Origin of the sequence: Streptomyces sp. Edi4, from assembly GCF_040253615.1 — a bacterium.
Classification (GTDB): domain Bacteria; phylum Actinomycetota; class Actinomycetes; order Streptomycetales; family Streptomycetaceae; genus Streptomyces.
This window is the reverse complement of record NZ_JBEJGY010000004.1, coordinates 6,531,688-6,550,263: the sequence shown is the minus strand read 5'-3', so window position 1 is coordinate 6,550,263 and position 18,576 is coordinate 6,531,688. Positions and strand designations below refer to the sequence as shown.

Sequence of the window (18,576 nt, the reverse complement as noted above, 5' to 3'; positions counted from 1 at the left end):
ACGTATGGAGGGCGTCAGCTGCGCGGGGGCTACTTGACGCCGAGCCAGTTCTCGATGGGATGGAGGGCGAAGTAGATGGTGAAGACGGCCGTCAGGGCCCACATGAACCCGCCGATCTCCCGCCACTTGCCCTGCGCCGCCTTGATCACGGTGTAGGCGATGACACCCGCGCCGACGCCGGCGGTGATGTTGTACGTGAAGGGCATCAGGACCACGGTGAGGAACACCGGGATGGAGACCGAGCGGTCGCTCCAGTCCACGTGCTTGGCGGCGCTCATCATCATCGAGCCGATGACCACGAGGGCCGCGGAGGCGACCTGGGCGGGAACGAGCTGGGTGACCGGGGTGAAGAAGAGGCAGGCCGCGAAGAAGAGGCCGGTGACGACCGAGGAGAGGCCGGTACGGGCTCCCTCACCGGCGCCGGAGGCGGACTCGATGAACACGGTCTGGCCGGAGGCGCCGGCGACGCCGCCGATCGCACCGCCCGCGCCGTCGATGAACAGCGCCTTGGACAGGCCAGGCATGCGGCCCTGCTCGTCGGCGAGCTTGGCCTCCTGGCCGACGCCGATGATGGTGGCCATCGCGTCGAAGAAGCCGGCGAGCACCAGGGTGAAGACGATCATCGTGACGCTGATGGCGCCGATGGAGCCCCAGCCGCCGAACTCGACGTGGCCGAAGAGTCCGAAGTCGGGCGAGGAGACCGCGCTGCCCTTGAGGTCGGGGGCGGTGCCGCCCCAGTCCGCGTCGGTAAGGCCACCGACCTTGGTGACCACGAAGGACAGGACGCTGCCCGTGACGATGCCGATCAGGATCGCGCCGGGCACCTTGCGGGCCTGGAGCGCGAAGATCAGGAGCAGGGTGATCGCGAAGAAGAAGACGGGCCAGCCCACGAGCTGACCGGTCACGCCGAGGGTGACCGGCGGACCGTGTTCGGGGCCCTTGCCGACGAATCCGGCCTTCACCAGGCCCAGCAGGGCGACGAACATGCCGATGCCCATGGTGATCGCGTGCTTGAGCGCCAGCGGAATGGCGTTCATGATCATCTCACGGAGGCCGGTGACGACCAGGAGCATGATGACGGCGCCGTACAGGACGCACATGCCCATGGCCTGCGGCCAGGTCATGTTCGGGACCACCTGGGTGGTCAGGGCGGCGGAGACGTTCAGACCCGCGGCGAGCGCGAGCGGGACCTTGCCGATGAAGCCCATCAGCAGCGTGCTGACCGCGGCCGCGAGCGCGGTGGCGGTCACCAGGCCCGCGTGGCCCAGCGTGTGCTTGTCGACATCGGGCGTCGAGAGGATCAGCGGGTTGAGCAGGAGGATGTAACACATCGCCATGAAGGTGGTGATGCCGCCGCGCACTTCCTGCGCGAGCGTCGATCCTCTGTCGGATATGTGGAAGTACCGGTCGAGCCAGGACCTGCCGGCGGGCGGACGGGAGCCGGAGCCCGCGTCCTCGGCGGTGGTCTTCGGCTCCAGGGACTGCTGGGTCATGGTGCCTACTCCCAAGGTTCACAGGGGCACCCGCATAAGACTTGAATCCTCAGGTCAGACAAGCTGCGGGATTTGGGATGGTGCGTGGGCTGCACGACCCGGGGGACGGCCCGAGACGAACGGTGACTGCTCCTGCCGGGGTACCGCGTCGGTACCGCAGGGCAGCTGACTACGGGTGTTGCTGGTGTGACTCCGGGCGGTGCGGGCGTCGGAAGTGTGACGTTCCTGGGAGGCACGCACCGCCCGGAGGGCTTGTGCGGAGGAGCGGGCCGGGGGATGTGAGGCCCCCGGGGAGGACATCTCTTCCACCCGCTCCCCCAGGGGGTCAGGCTCCGGTGCCCGTCAGGTGCTCGGGGCGGACCGGGGTCTTGGTGAGCTCAAGGCCCGTCGCGTTCCGGATCGCCGCGAGGACGGCCGGGGTGGACGAGAGGGTCGGCGCCTCACCGATGCCGCGCACGCCGTACGGCGCGTTCGGGTCGGCGAGTTCGAGGTAGTCGACCGGGATGGTCGGCGTGTCGAGGATGGTGGGGAGCAGGTAGTCCGTGAAGGAGGGGTTGCGCACCTTCGCGGTCTTCGGGTCGACGATGATCTCTTCCATCACCGCGACGCCCAGGCCCTGGGTGGTGCCGCCCTGGATCTGGCCGACCACGGAGAGCGGGTTGACCGCCTTGCCGACGTCCTGGGCGCAGGCCAGCTCGACCACCTTGACCAGACCGAGCTCCGTGTCGACCTCCACCACCGCGCGGTGCGCGGCGAAGGCGTACTGCACATGGCCGTTGCCCTGGCCGGTGACGAGGTCGAAGGCCTCGGTGGGGCGGTGGCGCCACTCCTCCTCCACCTCCACGACCTCGTCCTCGAGGACCTCCACGAGGGTGGTGAGGACTTCGCCGCCGTCGGTGACAACCTTGCCGCCCTCCAGCAGGAGTTCGGCGTTGGCCCACGCCGGGTGGTAGGAGCCGAACTTGCGCCGGCCGATCTCCAGGACCTTCTCGCGGACGATCTCGCAGGAGTTCTTGATGGCGCCGCCGGTCATGTACGTCTGGCGGCCCGCGGAGGTCGAACCGGCCGATCCCACCTGGGTGTTGGCGGGGTGGATGGTGACCTGCGTGACGCCGAGCTCGGTCCGGGCGATCTGGGCGTGGATGGTGACGCCGCCCTGGCCGACCTCCGCCATGGCGGTGTGGACGGTCGCGACGGCCTCGCCGTTGATGACCTCCATGCGGATCCTGGCGGTCGAGTAGTCGTCGAAGCCCTCGGAGAAGCCGACGTTCTTGATGCCGACCGCGTAGCCGACGCCGCGTACGACACCCTCGCCGTGCGTGGTGTTGGACAGACCGCCGGGCAGCGCGCGGACGTCGGCCTGCTCGCCGGCCGCGAGCCACTGCTGCTCGGGCGGCATCGGACGGGCCTTGACGCGGCGCAGCAGTTCGGCGACGGGGGCGGGCGAGTCGACCCGCTGGCCCGTCGGCATGATGGTGCCCTGCTCCATGGCGTTGAGCTGGCGGAACTCCACCGGGTCCATGCCCAGCTCCGCCGCGAGCTTGTCCATCTGGGCCTCGTAGGCGAAACAGGCCTGGACCGCGCCGAAGCCGCGCATGGCGCCGCAGGGCGGGTTGTTGCTGTAGAGGCCGATCGCCTCGATGTCCACGTCATTGATGACGTAGGGGCCGACCGAGAGGGACGAGGCGTTGCCGACGACCGAGGCCGTGGACGAGGCGTAGGCGCCGCCGTCGAGCACGATCTTGCACTTCATGTGCGTGATCTTGCCGTCCTTGGTGGCCCCGTGCTCGTAGTAGAGCTTCGCGGGGTGGCGGTGGACGTGGCCGAAGAAGGACTCGTACCGGTTGTAGACCATCTTGACCGGCTTGTTGGTGCGCAGGGCGAGCACCGAGGCGAGGATCTGCATCGAGATGTCCTCGCGGCCGCCGAACGCGCCGCCGACGCCGGCCATCGTCATGCGCACCTTCTCCTCGGGCAGGCCGAGGCAGGGGGCGATCTGCTTGAGGTCGGAGTGCAGCCACTGGGTGGCGACGTACAGGTCGATGCCGCCGTCCTCTGCGGGCACCGCGAGGCCGGACTCGGGGCCGAGGAACGCCTGGTCCTGCATGCCGAAGGTGTACTCGCCCTTGACGATGACGTCGGCGCGCCTGGCCGCCTCGGCGGCGTTGCCGCGGATGATCGGCTGGCGGTGGACGATGTTGGGGTGCGGGACGTGGCCCGCGTGGTGGTCGTTGCGGTTCTCGTGGACCAGGATCGCGTCCGGGGCGGTCGCCGAGGCCTCGTCGGTGATGAGCGGCAGCTCGCGGTACTCGATTTTGATCTTGGCGGCGGCGCGGCGCGCGGTCTCCGGGTGGTCGGCGGCCACGAGGGCCACCGGCTCGCCGTGGTGGCGCACCTTGCCGTAGGCGAGGACGGGGGTGTCCTGGAACTCCATGCCGTAGTTCTTGGCGGCCGGCAGGTCCTCGTGGGTCAGGACGGCGTACACGCCGTCCATCGCCAGCGCCTCGGAGGTGTCGATGGACACGATCTCGGCGTGCGCGACGGTGGACCGCAGGGCCTGCCCCCACAGCATGTCCTCGTGCCACATGTCCGAGGAGTAGGCGAACTCGCCGGTGACCTTCAGCGTGCCGTCGGGGCGCAGCGTGGATTCGCCGATGCCGCCCTTGGTCGCGCCCTGGGTGACGTTCCTCGGGATGCCCGTGGTGGTACCAGCCATGATCAGACCGCCTCTCCCTGACGGACCGCGGCCAGACGGACCGCGTCCAGGATCTTCTCGTAACCGGTGCAGCGGCACAGGTTGCCCGAGAGCGCTTCGCGGATGTCCGCGTCGGACGGCTCGGCGTTGCGCTCCAGGAGCTCGTCGGCGGCCACCAGGAGACCGGGGGTGCAGAAACCGCACTGCACGGCGCCGGCGTCGATGAAGGCCTGCTGGATCGGGGAGAGCGTGCCCGCCTCTCCGGTCCGGCCGTCCTGGGGCCTGGCCTGCCACTGCTTGGCGGCGTCGATGGAGGTGCCGCAGGCGCCGGAGGCGCAGCCGCCGCCGGGGTGGGCGTCGGTGCGGTGGGCGGCGTAGTCGGCCAGGCCCTCCACGGTGACGACCTCGCGGCCCTCGACCTGACCGGCCGCGACCAGACAGGAACACACCGGCACGCCGTCGAGGCGCACCGTGCAGGAGCCGCACTCGCCCTGCTCGCAGGCGTTCTTCGAACCGGGAAGCCCCATGCGCTCGCGCAGGACGTACAGAAGGCTCTCGCCCTCCCACACGTCGTCGGCCTCCTGCTTACGGCCATTGACCGTGAAATTGACGCGCATGGTTATGCAGCTCCTTCAAGGGTGCGGCCGTTGCCGCGGTACGACTCCCAGGTCCACGTCAGCGTGCGACGGGCCATGACGCCGACGGCGTGACGGCGGTAGTTCGCCGTCCCCCGGACGTCGTCGATCGGGTTGCAGGCGCCCGAGGCGAGCTGGGCGAACTGCTTGGCGATCGAGGGGGTGATGATCTTTCCGCTCTCCCAGAACCCGCCCTCTTCGAGCGCCGCGTTCAGGAATTCCTCGGCCGCCTTCGCCCGAATGGGGGTCGGGGCGGCCGAGCCGATGCCGGTGCGGACCGTGCGCGTCTCGGGGTGCAGCGCGAGCCCGAAGGCGCAGACGGCGATGACCATGGCGTTGCGGGTGCCGACCTTGGAGAACTGCTGGGGGCCGTCCGCCCTGGGGATGTGGACGGCCTTGATCAGCTCGTCCGCCTCCAGCGCGTTGCGCTTGACGCCCTTGTAGAACTCGTCGATGGGGATGAGCCGGACGCCGCGCGCCTGCGACTCGACCTCGACGTCGGCGCCGGAGGACAGCAGCGCGGGGTGGGCGTCACCGGCCGGCGAGGCGCAGCCGAGGTTGCCGCCGACGCCGCCCCGGTTGCGGATCTGCGGGGAGGCGACCGTGTGCGAGGCGAGCGCGAGGCCCGGCAGCTCCGCCCGCAGGTTCTCCATGATCTTCGTGTACGGGACGGAGGGGCCGAGCCGGACACTCTCCTCACCGGTCTCCCACTGGGCCAGCTCACCGATGCGGTTCAGGTCCAGGAGGTACTCGGGCCGGCGGTGGTCAAAGTTGATCTCGACCATCACGTCGGTGCCACCCGCAATGGGCACAGCGGTGGGGTGCTCTGCCTTGGCGGCGAGCGCCTCCTCCCAGCTGGCGGGGCGAAGGAAGTCCATGAGTGGCTCTCTTCTTCTCAAATCGGGGTCATTCGCGCGGGTCCCGGTGACGGCAGGCCCTCGACATCTCAGTCGTTCATGTGCTGTTAACGCGGTGTGGCCTCAGTACACAAGCCGTGCGGCGCCGGGGTGCAGTCACTGAAACCATGAAGGAGTTGGCTGGTCTCCACCCACGTCTTGTAGATTCGTATGAAAGGCGGTGTTCCGTTACCTCACCGCTTTCCAACGGCAACATCAAGACAGATCGGCGGCGACACGCGATGCGGCTGCGCGCACTTCTGGAAACCGACGCGCTGGGGCTGCGGCTGCTCGGCGGCGAGGACGAGCTGGACCGCACGGTGCGGGGGGTCATGACCACGGACCTGCGGGATCCCAGTCGCTACCTGACGGGCGGTGAGCTGGTTCTGACCGGTCTCGCCTGGCGACGCGACGCCGAAGATTCCGAGCCATTCGTACGCATCCTCGCGGGCGCGGGCGTGGCGGGCCTCGCGGCCGGCGAGGCCGAACTCGGAGCCATTCCCGATGATCTTGTGTTGGCTTGTTCTCGCCATCGGCTGCCGCTCTTCGCGGTCCATGAGTCGGTCGCGTTCGCAACCATCACCGAGCACGTCGTACGCCAGGTCTCCGGCGAGCGCGCCGGCGACCTGGCGGCTGTGGTGGACCGCCACCGCAGGCTGATGACCTCGGGTCCGGCAGGCGGCGGCCCCGAGGTGGTCCTCGATCTGCTCGGCTCCGACCTCGATCTGCGGGCCTGGGTGCTTTCTCCCACCGGCCGCCAGATCGCGGGCGTCGGCGACCCGCTGGCCCCCGCGCTCGGCGCCGCGCTGGCCGCGGAGCACCTGGGCGCCACCCGTACCGGCCGCCGGGGCCCGCACCGGGCCGCCATCGACGGGGTGACCTACTCGCTCTTCCCGATCCGCAACAACGCCCGGGGACCCGCCCCCGCCTCCCGGGACGTGCGCGAGAGCGTGCTTTCGGACTGGCTGCTCGCCGTCGAGGCCGACGCGAGCGACTGGCCGGCCGCCCGGCTCGACCTCCTCCAGGGCGTCACCCAGCTGATCGCCGTCGAGCGCGACCGGCGCGACGCGGCGCGCGCGGTCCGCCGCCGCCTGGCCCAGGAGGTCCTTGAGCTGGTGCAGACCGGCGCCGCGCCGGCCGAGATCGCCGCCCGGCTGCGGGTCGCGGCCCCCGTGCTGCTGCCCGGCCTCGGCTCGGCCCCGCACTGGCAGGTCGTGGTGGCCCGGGTGGACTGGGAGCGCGAAGCAGGCGCGGAGATCGCCGGCGGCCCGGTCGCCCAGTCGCTCCTCGAGGAGATCCTGGTCGACCCCGCCGTCGTGGGACCCGAGTCCCTTGACCGGATCGCCGTGGCCCACGCGGGTGACGAGGCGATCGCGCTCGTCCCGCTGCCGCCGGTCACCGGCGAGAGCGCCGAGGGCGGCCTGCACGCCGACGCGCTGCTGAACGCGGTGCGCGCGCCGCTCGCCGCGGGCCTCGCCGACGACGGCCGCCTGACCCTGGGCGTCAGCGCCGCCGTGCACTCCGCCGAGGGGCTGCGCGGCGCCCTGGAGGAGGCCCGGCACGCGCGCCGGGTCGCCGCGGCCCGCCCGGGCCGGGTGTGCGCGGCCGGCCACCACGAGCTGGCCTCGCACGTGCTGCTGCTGCCGTTCGTGCCGGACGACGTGCGGCGCGCCTTCACCGCGCGCCTGCTCGACCCGCTGCGCGACTACGACCGGCGCCACCGCGCCGAGCTGATCCCGACCCTGGAGGCCTTCCTGGACTGCGACGGGTCGTGGACGCGGTGTGCGACGCGGCTGCATCTGCACGTCAACACGTTGCGCTACCGGGTGGGCAGGATCGAGCAGTTGACGGCCCGTGACCTGTCGCGTCTGGAGGACAAGCTGGACTTCTTCCTGGCGTTGCGGATGAGCTGACGGTCGGCTCCGGCCACTCCCGGAAGTTTGTGAACTCATTCACGCACCCCCCTTGGCCCGGCGCGCCATTCCATGCTGAGATGCGGCATCGACTCATCGGCTCGATGGCGCGCTCGGGGAGGGCAACGTGGCGCACACCGCCATGTCTGGTTCCGGAACGACTGCTCATGACGGGGATCCGCTCCAGACCGCGGTGTGGCGGCTGCGCTCGCGCGGCTGCTGGACGGACGCGGCCGCGCTGCTCGAACCCCACGCCACGGCCCCGGCGGGCGCGCTCCAGCGCACCGCCCTGCTGACCGAGCGGTGTGTGTACACCGAGTCGGGCTGGGCGGAGGCCGACGAGGCGCTGCGCGGCGCCGAGGCCGTCGCCCGCAGCGACGAGGAGCGCGGCGCCGCCGCCTGCGAACGCGGCTATCTCGCGTACGCCTCAACCCTGTTCGGGGTGCGCGACCGGGCAGACGAGGCGCGCTCGGCGTTCGGCCGGGCGGCGGCGCTGACCGCGCCCGAGGGCTCCGGCCGGCCCCTGCTCGACTTCCGGCGCGGGCTGTTCGCGGAGAACGTGGCCGACGCGCCGCAGGCCGCCCGCGCCGCCTACCGCCGCGCCCACGAGGGCGCCGCCGCCCACGGCGACTTGCTGCTGCTCTCCTTCACCTGGCGCCATCTGGCCGGACTCGCCCTGCGCGAGGGGGAGTTGGCGCAGGCCCGGCAGGGTTTCACCGAGTCCCTGCGGATCCGCGAGGAGCTGGGATACCTCATCGGCACGGCGCCCGCGCTCGCCTCCCTCGCCGACACCGAGGAGGAGCCGGTCTCCACCCGGCTGCGCACGGAAGCCGCCCGTCTCGTACGCCTCCTGGGCGTGCCCACCTGGTTAGTGACCCACCTGGGCGCGGTACCTCCCCCGTCGCCGGCGACCTGACACCAGGTCGGACGGCAAGGTGACGAAGCGTCAGGCCGCACATTGACGCTGTGTCAGACGCGCACGTCGGCGGGGCTCAGAGGGTTGAGCCGGTGAAGTGCTCGCGCACCAGCGCCTGGACGACCGGCAGGTTCTGGGCGCACAGGGCGTCCAGGAGTGCCTGGTGTTCGGCCGCGTCGGCCACCAGGTCGCCGCGGCGCGCCACCGGCGCGGCGGTCAGCGGCCACTGGGCGCGCCGGTGCAGATCGTCGGCCACCTGCACCAGCTGCTCGTTGCCCGCGAGCGCGAGGACGGCCCGGTGGAAGGCGCGGTCGCGTTCGGCGTAGCCCGCGCGGTCGCCGGTGGCCGCCGCCTCGATGGTGGCCTCGGCCAGGGGGCGCAGCTCGGCCCAGCGCCGCGCCGGGACCGTGCGGGCCAGCCGCAGCATGACGGGCACCTCGATCATGGCCCGCACCTCGGCGAGCTCCGCCAGCTCGCGCGCGCTGCGCTCGGTGACCCGAAAGCCCCGGTTCGGCACGACCTCGACGGCGCCCTCGATGCTGAGCTGCTGCATCGCCTCGCGCACGGGGGTGGCGGAGACCCCGAACCGTTCGCCGAGCGCCGGCGCCGAGTACACCTCGCCGGGGGCGAGCTCGCCGTCGACCAGGGCGGTGCGCAGGGCGGCCAGGATCTGGCCGCGTACCGAATGGCGGTGGACGGAGCGGGACGCGGGCGGTCCACCGTGGAGGTGCTCGCCGCGCGGGTCGCCGGCGCGCGCGCCCGGGGCCTTCGCCTGCCCGGGGACGCGGGGTGACCCGGACGGCGGCACGGCCGCCTCGCGCGCTCTGCCCTGCTCCACCCCGGCCTCCCACGGCTCCGTCTGCCCCCACAGACCATAGGCGGACAAAGCGCGAGTTCAAACATCGCACACATCCGCTAAGGTAAGGCTTACCTGCCAACGATCGTGATTCGGTGGTCCCGTATGACCGTCTCCACCTTGCTGCCCCGCCCGCTGCCGAGCCCCGTCGCGGACGCCTACGCCCGCCTCGCCGAGGTGTTCCCCTCACTGAGGATCAGGGAGCTGGCGCGATCGGAGCAGGCGCCGCGAGGCGCGGGCTGGGTCGGCGCGGCGCAGCTCGCGGAGGGCGGCGCGGCCCTGGACACTTTCTTGGCCTGGGACAACGCCCAGGTCCTGCGGGACTACGGACACCAGGCCCGCCCCGATGTCATCGCCTCCTTCGGCTTCCACCGCTACGCCTGGCCGGCCTGCCTGCTTGTGACCGTGCCCTGGTTCCTGAGCCGCCGGGTGCCCCGGATCCCGGTCGCCGACGTGGCCCACCACCGGGCCCTTGGCCGGATGACGGTGCGGGTGCGGGAGTTCGCCTGCCTCCCCGACGACCCGGCGGCCGCCCTTCCCGGCGCCCGGGTCGTCGCGGACGAGGAGGCACTGCGAGGCGCGGTGCGGACCTCGGTGGCCGAGCATCTGGGCCCGGTGCTCGACGGGTTCGGGCCGCGCATGCGGCGGGGCAGGCGGGCCCTGTGGGGCATGGCGACGGACGAGATCGTCGAAGGGCTCTGGTACGTCGGCTCGCTGCTCGGCGAGGAGACGCGCGCGATGGCGGCGCTCGACGCGCTGCTGCCCGGCACCGAGAAGCCGTATGTGGGCACCCCGGGCTTTCGCGACCTGACCGGGCCCGACGGGCGCCGGCTGCCGACCCGCGACCGGGCGAGCTGCTGCCTCTTCTACACCGTGCGCCCCGAGGACACCTGCGTCACGTGCCCGCGCACCTGCGACGCCGACCGCGTGGCGAAGCTCAGCGCCGCTTCCTGACTCCATGCCACCCGTACGGGTGAGCAACGGTCGAACGCAACTCGCCTCCCCCGCACGGTAGTTCGGGCTCATGGCCCCTATTAGGCTGCCCTCGCACTCCGTTGGCGTCCTCTTGCCCCGAAAACCCCTGCCGCCCCGCGCGGCTGGAGCAGTATGGCGGCCGATACGCCCTACGCGATGCAAGGGACACCGCATGCGACTGACCGACATATCGCTTGACTGGCTGCTTCCGGGCGGCGTGATGATCGTGGGGGTCGTCGTGGCTCTGGTAGTGCTCGCTCGCGGCAAGCGCGCCGGTGACAACGCCACCGGCGACGACTCGTGGGAGCGCAGTGAGGAGCGCCGCAGAAGGAAGGAGGCGGTGTACGGCACCGCCTCCTATGTGCTCCTGTTCTGCTGCGCGGCGGTGGCGGCCGCGCTCTCCTTCCACGGTCTGGTCGGCTTCGGCCGGCAGAACCTCAATCTGACGGACGGCTGGGAGTACCTGGTCCCCTTCGGCCTCGACGGCGCGGCCATGTTCTGTTCCGTGCTCGCGGTGCGCGAGGCGAGCCACGGTGACGCGGCGCTCGGCTCACGCCTGCTCGTGTGGACGTTCGCGGGCGCGGCGGCCTGGTTCAACTGGGTGCACGCCCCGCGCGGCATGGCCCACGCGGGCGCCCCGCAGTTCTTCGCCGGGATGTCGCTCTCGGCCGCCGTGCTCTTCGACCGCGCCCTGAAACAGACGCGCCGGGCGGCACTGCGCGAACAGGGCCTGGTGCCAAGGCCGTTGCCGCAGATCCGGATCGTGCGGTGGCTGCGCGCCCCGAGGGAGACCTTCGGCGCCTGGTCGCTGATGCTCCTCGAAGGCGTACGCACCCTGGACGAGGCGGTCGACGAGGTACGCGAGGACAAGCGCGCCAAGGAGGAGAACAAGCTCCGCAGGCGTGATCAGGAGAAGCTGGACCGGGCGCACCTCAAGGCGCTCAGCCGGCAGAACCGGGCCTGGGGGCGCGGCAGGGGCGGCCGTCAGATCGGTGTCCAGGGGCTCGGTCCGGGGCCCGGCTCCGCGCAGCCCAAGGCTGCCGCGGAGCCGGCCGAGGCGGAGCCGGGACAACTGCCGCAGCGCACCCGGCCCTCCCTCCAGGCCGTCGGGAGCCCTGATGCCCCGGCCGCGAGGACCGTGGACCTCACCGCCGAGGACGACACCCAGGCGTTGCCCCGGCTCGACTCCCTGGAGCGCAAACTGAAGGACCTTGAGCAGCAGTTCGGCTGACCGCGTCGCCCCGTCGTCGACACGCCGTCGACCTGTCGTCGCCCCCCCATCGCCCCGTCGGCGGCGCGCCATCGCCCCGGCCGCTCGCCTGGGCGGGGCGCCGGGGCGAGGCGGCTAGTACCTCGGCGGCGCGCCGTCGCCCAGTTCGAACCAGACGATCTTTCCCCGTTCGTGTTCGTCCACGCCCCACGCGTCCGCCAGCGCCTCGACAAGGACCAGGCCCCTGCCGTGCGTCCCGTCGTCGGACGTCGGCCGGCGCGGGGTCGGCAGGTCGGTCGCGAAGTCCCGTACCTCCACGCGCAGCCCCGTCTCCCCGACCGTCACCGTCACCACGGCGCCCCGGTCCGTGTGCACGAGGGCGTTGGTGACCAGCTCACTGGTCAGCAGCTCCGCCACGTCCGCCGCTCGCGAATGCCGCGAGGAGCGCAGAAGTTCCCTGAGTGCGCGGCGTATTTCCGCCACCGCCGTTAGATCCGCGTGCCCCACTCTCCTGCACAGCAGGCGCTGGTCCCCCTGCTGCGCATCAGGTGTCCGGGCGGGCCCGGCCCCCGCGGACCCGAACCCTGCCTGATGCCCTGTCATAGCCCCCACCTGCACGGTGTGACGACCTTCCTCCCTCGAACACGCACACGGGATGCATGCCCCGCCTCGGCCTGGTCACTCATGGTGATTCCGCGGCAACCCAAAGAGAATGCCGAGGGCCGGCCCCCAACGGAGGCGCGCCACCGGGTGGTCGGGCTCCGGCGCGCGGCCCGCGCGAGCGGGCCGTGCGCCCGTTCATGCGCCCCGCGCGACCCCGCCGCCCAGTCGGCTCACTCCTGCCGTTCGGCATGCGCCGGACAAGGCGACGGGCCCGGGCGCGCCGGACGACGGGCCGCGCCCAGCCCGTTGACGGCGCCATTCGAGCCGCTGGAGGGCGGTACGCGTCCGGGCCGGTGAGCCGGCTGCGGATCCAGCGGGCCGACCCGCGGTGCCCGGCCGTGGCGGAGGGCCGATGCGTCGGTCGGCCCCGGTTTCGCCGGATCGGTGCCGCGCTCGCCCACGCGCGGTCCGCTCGACGACCGCGCGGGTGTCGGCCCGAGGGCGACCCCTCCCCCGCGTCCGGCATATCCCCTTGGCAGCGGCGGCGGGGCGCGGACCGGGGCCGCCCCGCATGATCCGCCGCCAACTCCCTTGACTTCCCCACCACTTGGGGTCGCTCCGCACGCAGACGCACCGACCGGTCGGCCTGCGCCGATCCGTCCCTCGCGGCTACGTCTTGTGGCGTACCCGGCACCGAGCGGTGCGGGCGCCACGGGACGCCGGGGCTCGCAGACGGGGGCCGCCGTGCCGCACCGGGCGCGTACAGCCTTCCGTAGGCCGTTCGTCGCCGTCCGCGAAGGCGGCCCCCCGCATCGGTCCCACGACATCCCGCCCGGAGCGCCACCCCCCGGGTACGCACGGGACACGCGAGACGTACTGGCGAGTACGTGAGCGGACGGACCGGCCCGTCGCCCCCCGAACGGCCGGGCCGGCTCAGTAGGGCACCGTGCCGCACCACGTCTCCGCCCAGGCGGAAGCGCCGAATTTGTTGGCCGCGCGCACCGAGACGCAGATCTCGTCGCCGGAGTAGGGGCCGTTGACGACGTAGCTGCTGCCGCCCGTGGAGTAGATGGTGTCGACGTTCTTCTTGGTGAAGTTGCTGCCCTTGTTGGTGAAGTGGATGTCGTACCTGGTCGCCTCGGACAGCGGCGTCCAGCTCGCGGTGAACGGCATCGAACACGCGCCGACGCAGGAGTTGTTGTACTTGAGCTGGTACGCCTTCAGGTCCGGCGGCGGGGAGCCCGATGGCGGCTTGCTGTCGCCGGAGGACCCCGAACCACCGGGCCCCGACCCGCCGGACCCTGAACCACCGGACGAAGCGGACCCGCCGGACGAAGCCGACCCGCCGGACGAACTGGATGATCCCGAGGACCCCGATCCCCCGCCGGCGCCCGCGCCACCGCTTTTCGCCGGACCGCCGCCTCCGCCTCCGGCGCCGCCGGCCGGGGGCGCCGAGACCCCGCCGTTCGCCGGGGCGTTCACCCCGCCGTCGCCCGCCCTGCCGTCCTGACCCTTCGCGTCACCCTTGTCCTTGTCGGACGCCGAAGGCGAGGGCGAACCCCCGGGCGCACTGGGCGAGTTGCTGCCCGACGGGCCCGCTCCGGCACTGGCGCTCGGGCCCGCGCTCCCACCGGTGCTGGCGCTCGCGGCCGGGGCGTCGGCGTGCGCCCCGCTCCCGCTGTCGCTCGCGAAGGGCGCGATCACCGCGATCGTGCCGCCGCCCACCGCAAGCACGGCGATGACCGGCAGCACGATCAGCCGGCGCCGGCGACGAGGCCGCTGTTCCCGTTCCCCTTCCCGTCCCCGCTCGCGCTCGCGCAAGGTGACGGCTTCCCCCTCGATGACGCCCGCGCCGGGACCGGCTCCGGGCCGCAGACCGATGGTCGCCCGGTCCACGGGCCGCTCCCGCAGCGGCTTCGCCTCGGCGTCGAGCAGCCGCGCGGACTGCTGCGCCAGCCGCGCGACGACCGCAGCGGGCAGCCAGGCACCCCGCGCCGAACGCGGACGCGTGCGCTCGGGGTCCGCCAACAGCTCGTCCACGCCGGGTCGTTGGTCGATGTCCTTGGCCAGGCACCGGGCGATGAGCGCCCGCAGCGCCTCGTCCTGGACGCCCGCAAGGTCGGGCTCGCCCTCGACGATCTGGAACATCACGGCGTGCTGATTGCTGGCCCCGTGCCCGAACGGCAGCTGCCCGGTCGCGGCGTAGGTCAGCACGCACCCGAGGGTGAACACATCGCTCTTGGCTCCGGCGCTCTGGCCGCGCACCTGCTCGGGCGACATGAAGCCGGGCGAGCCGACCGCCATCCCCGTACTGGTCAGCAGGGACTCCACGGACGTCTCAAGCGCCCGCGCGATCCCGAAGTCGATGACCTTGGTGCCGTCCACGGTGAGCATGACGTTGGACGGCTTGAGGTCGCGGTGCACGATCCCCACGCCGTGGATGTCCTTGAGCGCCTTCAACAGCCCCTCGGCGAGGGCGTGCAGGGACGCGGCCGGCAGCGGCCCGTGCCGTCGCACGATCTGTTCGAGCGAGAGCCCGGGGACGTACCCCGTGGCGACCCATGGCGGCTCGTCGTCGGGACCCGCGTCGAGCACCGGCGCCGTGTACCGCTCGCCGACCTTGCGCGCCGCCTCGATCTCCCGCCGGAAGCGCGCCCGGAAGTGCTCGTCCGACACGTGCTCTTCGTGTACGACCTTGACGGCGACGGTGCGCCCGCTGTCCGAACGCGCCAAAAACACCCGCCCCATGCCGCCGGCGCCGAGCCGGCCCAGCAGCAGATACGGCCCGATGCGCGCCGGATCGCTCACCGCGAGGGGCTTGATGCCCCCCTCGACATAGTCGTCCGTCCCGCCGTTCTTCTCCCCGTCGGTACCACTCATGATGGTGTGAATCCCCCGGCCCTTCTCGCCTGGTCATCGGCGTAACCCGGTTGAGCGTAAACGGTGTTGGGGCACCGGGTGAAGGTGAGGACGCGCGGGGCGGGCGCGTGGTTCGCCGAGGGACCCCGCTTCTAAGGCCTGGGTACGTTGCGCAGGTTGGAGCGGGCCATCTGGAGCATGCGCCCCACCCCGCCATCCAGGACGATCTTGCTGGCCGACAGGGCGAAGCCCGAGACCATCTCGGCGCTGATCTTCGGCGGGATGGAGAGCGCGTTCGGGTCGGTGACGATGTCGATCAGCGCGGGCCCCTTGTGCCGGAACGCGTCCTTGAGAGCGCTCCCGAGCTGCTTGGGCTTCTCCACCCGCACCCCGTACGCCCCGGCCGCGCGGGCGATGGCCGCGAAGTCCGGGTTGTGGTTGGTCGTCCCGTACGAGGGAAGGCCCGCGACCAGCATCTCCAGCTCGACCATGCCGAGCGAGGAGTTGTTGAAGAGCACGATCTTCACGGGCAGGTCGTACTGGACGAGTGTCAGGAAGTCGCCCATCAGCATCGAGAAGCCGCCGTCGCCCGACATCGAGATCACCTGGCGGCCACGGTCGGTGAACTGGGCGCCGATGGCCTGCGGCAGGGCGTTGGCCATCGAGCCGTGGCTGAACGAACCGATGATCCGGCGCCTGCCGTTGGGCGAGATGTAGCGGGCCGCCCAGACGTTGCACATACCGGTGTCGACGGTGAACACGGCGTCTTCGGCGGCGAGTTCGTCCAGGACGGAGGCGACGTACTCGGGATGGATCGGGACGTGCTTGTCCACCTTGCGGGTGTACGCCTTGACGACGCCCTCCAGCGCGTCGGCGTGTTTCTTGAGCATCCTGTCGAGGAACTTGCGGTCCGTCTTGACCTTGACCCGGGGCGTCAGACAGCGCAGCGTCTCCTTCACGTCCCCCCACACCGCGAGCTCCAGCTTCGAGCGCCGGCCGAGGTGTTCGGGGCGTACGTCGACCTGGACGATCTTGACGTCGTCGGGCAGGAAGGCGTTGTACGGGAAGTCGGTGCCGAGCAGGATGAGCAGGTCGCACGCGTGGGTCGCCTCGTAGGCGGCGCCGTACCCGAGCAGGCCGCTCATGCCGACGTCGTAGGGGTTGTCGTACTGGATCCACTCCTTGCCGCGCAGCGCGTGCCCGACGGGCGCCTTGATCCGCTCGGCGAACTCCATGACCTCCGCGTGCGCGCCGGCGGTGCCGCTGCCGCAGAACAGGGTGACGCGCTTGGCCTTGTCGATGAGGGCGGCGAGTCTGTCGATCTCGCCGTCCCCGGGCCGGACCGTGGGCCGGGACGTCATCAGGGCGTGGTCGATGGCCTTGTCGGGGGCGGGGGCGGAGGCGATGTCGCCGGGCAGCGCGAGGACGCTCACGCCGCCCCGGCCGATCGCGTGCTGGATCGCCGTCTGGAGTACGCGTGGCATCTGCTGCGGGCTTGAGATCAACTCGCTGTAGTGGGAGCACTCCCGGAACAGCTGGTCGGGGTGGGTCTCCTGGAAGTAGCCGAGGCCGATCTCCGACGACGGGATCTGCGAGGCGAGGGCGAGGACCGGGGCCATCGAGCGGTGCGCGTCGTAGAGGCCGTTGATGAGGTGCAGGTTGCCCGGGCCGCACGACCCCGCGCACGCGGCCGGCCCCCCGGTGAGCTGGGCCTCGGCGCCGGCCGCGAACGCGGCGGTCTCCTCGTGCCTGACCTGGATCCAGTCGATGCCGGGGGTGCGGCGGATGGCGTCGACGACGGGGTTGAGACTGTCACCGACGACTCCGTACAGCCGCTTGACGCCCGCGCGCGCGAGGATGTCGACGAACTGCTCTGCGACGTTCTGCTTGGCCATGGGTCCATCAACCCATGGCCTTCGCCATCACGCCTCCCAGACCGCGGCGGCCGTACGGTCGTCGGCGTAACCCTTCACCCTGAGCTGAAGGTCGGCGAGGAAGGCGGCGAGGCCCGGCGGCTCGGGGCCCGCCCAGCGTTCGGCCAGTTCCCCGGCGAGAGCGCTCTCGCCGCGCAGGGGTTCGGCGAGGCCGGTACTGCACAGCAGGAGCGTGTCACCCGGGCGGGCCACGGAGGCCCGGAAGCGGAACGGTTCGCCTGGGGGCGCGGGCGGTTCGATGTAGGGGCGGGCCGGCTCGACGGTGCCGAGGTCCATGGTCAGGCTCTGCTCCGCCGGGGACTCGGCGGGCGCCGACCCGAACCCCACCACCGGCGCCCCGACGACGGCGCCCGGCTCGGGCACGGCGGGCTCGATGTCCTGCCAGACTCCCCCGCGCAACCGGAACAGACCGCCGTGCCCGATGCCGAAGAAGACCCGGGTGCGGCAGGCGGGGTCGGCGGAGAGCAGCAGACACCGCAGGCTCGCCGTGTACTCCCCCGGTGGCAGGCCCAGCTCTCCCGCGCGGGCCCGCAGCATCCCGTAGCTGCGGTCGATGAGCCGGTGCAGTCCCGACTTGAGGTCGCCGCGCCGGCCCGCGCGGATGTCCTCGGCGAGGCGGAGGTGGCTGCGGCCGATGGCGCCGCCGATCCAGTGGCAGGCGTCGGCGGCCGCCAGGTGGGCCCGCTCGCTGGTGCGCGCGCCGCTGCCCACCGCGACCAGGACCAGGGCGTTCTCGCCGGTGCCGAAGCGGGCGGTGAGCAGGGCGTCGCGGCGCGGCTCGCCCCGGTAGCGCGCGGAGTCGCCCCGCGAGGAGCCGGCCCGCAGGACGTAGGCGCCGTAGCGGGCGCCGTCGAGCACGGTGTCCGCGACGAGCTCGTCGAGGCCGTCGGGGCGGGCGCCGGGCAGCGCGGTGGGCTCGGCCTCATAGGTGGGCGGCCCGTCCCCCACATACCCGGCACGGGGCCCTGGCACCGTCGTGAACGGCGCGGGCACGGCGGCGCGAGGAGGGTCGAACTGCTCGTCGGGGGCGGTCCGGGGCGGGGCGGGGGTTTCGCCGGGCGTCCCTTCGGGAGTCTTGACGGGGCGCTCTTCCTCTGGGGTCAGGGGCTGAACATCCACCCCGGGAGCCGGGGCCTGGACTGGCGTCGTCCCCGGGCCCTGGGCCTGCGCTGCCCCCGTGCCCGGGGTCGCGTTCCGCTCGGCTCGCGTGCCCGGGACGGGGGTCGGCGCGGCCTCCCTCTTCGGGGTCCGGGTCTGCGCGGCCTCTCCCTTCGGGGGCCCGGGCGGCGCCGGGGGCGGCCAACTCACCGCTTGCGACGCCGAGTCGAACCGGTCGTCCAGGCTTTCGTCCGAGCCGGTGGCACCGATGTCCTGGGGCGGCTCGTCGTACAGCCGGCTCCACCAGTCGTCGTCCCGGGTCGGCCTCTCCCCCTGCTGGCTCATGCCCTTATTGTCCACCGGAGGAGGCAGCCGAAACCGGGGCATCGGGAAAATGTGCTCAACGGACAAGTGCCGTGACGCCCCAGAAATGACCCCCGTGCGCCTCCGCCTCGGGGGGAGCGGGGCCCGGCGCCGCACACGGGCTGGCCGG

General features: G+C 72.2%; 13 protein-coding genes. 4 read left to right on the top strand and 9 right to left on the bottom strand.

Features of this window, described 5'->3' with window-relative positions:
- Nucleotides 1-29: 29 nt before the first annotated feature.
- The 4 genes from ABR738_RS31465 to ABR738_RS31450 all read right to left on the bottom strand — a co-directional run bounded on the left by ABR738_RS31465 (nt 30) and on the right by ABR738_RS31450 (nt 5,701).
- Nucleotides 30-1,493 (bottom strand): NCS2 family permease, encoded by a 1,464-nt coding sequence (locus tag ABR738_RS31465; RefSeq protein WP_350233322.1) that lies wholly within the window; start codon nt 1,491-1,493, stop codon nt 30-32.
- A 325-nt stretch (nt 1,494-1,818) separates the two neighbouring features.
- A complete protein-coding gene (locus ABR738_RS31460; RefSeq protein ID WP_350233321.1) occupies nt 1,819-4,209 on the bottom strand; it encodes a xanthine dehydrogenase family protein molybdopterin-binding subunit in 2,391 nt (796 codons plus the stop codon).
- A gap of 2 nt (nt 4,210-4,211) precedes the next feature.
- Nucleotides 4,212-4,805, bottom strand: coding sequence for a (2Fe-2S)-binding protein (locus ABR738_RS31455; protein WP_350233320.1), 594 nt, complete (start codon nt 4,803-4,805; stop codon nt 4,212-4,214).
- A 2-nt stretch (nt 4,806-4,807) separates the two neighbouring features.
- Nucleotides 4,808-5,701, bottom strand: a complete 894-nt coding sequence (locus ABR738_RS31450) for an FAD binding domain-containing protein (protein ID WP_350233319.1) — start codon at nt 5,699-5,701, stop codon at nt 4,808-4,810.
- 260 nt (nt 5,702-5,961) lie between these two features.
- Between ABR738_RS31450 and ABR738_RS31445 the strand changes: the two genes are divergently transcribed.
- Both ABR738_RS31445 and ABR738_RS31440 read left to right on the top strand, forming a co-directional pair.
- A complete protein-coding gene (locus ABR738_RS31445; protein ID WP_350233318.1) occupies nt 5,962-7,632 on the top strand; it encodes a PucR family transcriptional regulator in 1,671 nt (556 codons plus the stop codon).
- 142 nt (nt 7,633-7,774) lie between these two features.
- Nucleotides 7,775-8,548 carry a hypothetical protein gene (locus tag ABR738_RS31440; protein WP_350234821.1) on the top strand — a complete coding sequence of 258 codons (774 nt, stop codon included), beginning with the start codon at nt 7,775-7,777 and terminating at the stop codon, nt 8,546-8,548.
- 76 nt (nt 8,549-8,624) lie between these two features.
- Here ABR738_RS31440 and ABR738_RS31435 read toward each other — a convergent pair whose 3' ends face one another.
- Nucleotides 8,625-9,386, bottom strand: a complete 762-nt coding sequence (locus ABR738_RS31435; RefSeq protein ID WP_350234820.1) for a GntR family transcriptional regulator — start codon at nt 9,384-9,386, stop codon at nt 8,625-8,627.
- Between the two features lie 123 nt (nt 9,387-9,509).
- Between ABR738_RS31435 and ABR738_RS31430 the strand changes: the two genes are divergently transcribed.
- Together ABR738_RS31430 and ABR738_RS31425 are read left to right on the top strand one after the other, a co-directional pair.
- Nucleotides 9,510-10,358 (top strand): (2Fe-2S)-binding protein, encoded by an 849-nt coding sequence (locus ABR738_RS31430; RefSeq protein ID WP_350233317.1) that lies wholly within the window; start codon nt 9,510-9,512, stop codon nt 10,356-10,358.
- Between the two features lie 193 nt (nt 10,359-10,551).
- Nucleotides 10,552-11,610 carry a DUF2637 domain-containing protein gene (locus tag ABR738_RS31425; RefSeq protein ID WP_350233316.1) on the top strand — a complete coding sequence of 353 codons (1,059 nt, stop codon included), beginning with the start codon at nt 10,552-10,554 and terminating at the stop codon, nt 11,608-11,610.
- A gap of 114 nt (nt 11,611-11,724) precedes the next feature.
- Here ABR738_RS31425 and ABR738_RS31420 read toward each other — a convergent pair whose 3' ends face one another.
- The 4 genes from ABR738_RS31420 to ABR738_RS31405 all read right to left on the bottom strand — a co-directional run bounded on the left by ABR738_RS31420 (nt 11,725) and on the right by ABR738_RS31405 (nt 18,428).
- On the bottom strand, nt 11,725-12,072 hold the full coding sequence (locus ABR738_RS31420; protein ID WP_502964173.1) for an ATP-binding protein: 348 nt from the start codon (nt 12,070-12,072) through the stop codon (nt 11,725-11,727).
- 1,053 nt (nt 12,073-13,125) lie between these two features.
- Nucleotides 13,126-15,072 (bottom strand): serine/threonine protein kinase, encoded by a 1,947-nt coding sequence (locus ABR738_RS31415; RefSeq protein ID WP_350233314.1) that lies wholly within the window; start codon nt 15,070-15,072, stop codon nt 13,126-13,128.
- Nucleotides 15,073-15,203: 131 nt separating this feature from the next.
- Nucleotides 15,204-16,946 carry a pyruvate dehydrogenase gene (locus ABR738_RS31410; RefSeq protein ID WP_350233313.1) on the bottom strand — a complete coding sequence of 581 codons (1,743 nt, stop codon included), beginning with the start codon at nt 16,944-16,946 and terminating at the stop codon, nt 15,204-15,206.
- A gap of 27 nt (nt 16,947-16,973) precedes the next feature.
- Nucleotides 16,974-18,428 carry a protein phosphatase 2C domain-containing protein gene (locus tag ABR738_RS31405; RefSeq protein ID WP_350233312.1) on the bottom strand — a complete coding sequence of 485 codons (1,455 nt, stop codon included), beginning with the start codon at nt 18,426-18,428 and terminating at the stop codon, nt 16,974-16,976.
- Nucleotides 18,429-18,576 lie beyond the last annotated feature (148 nt).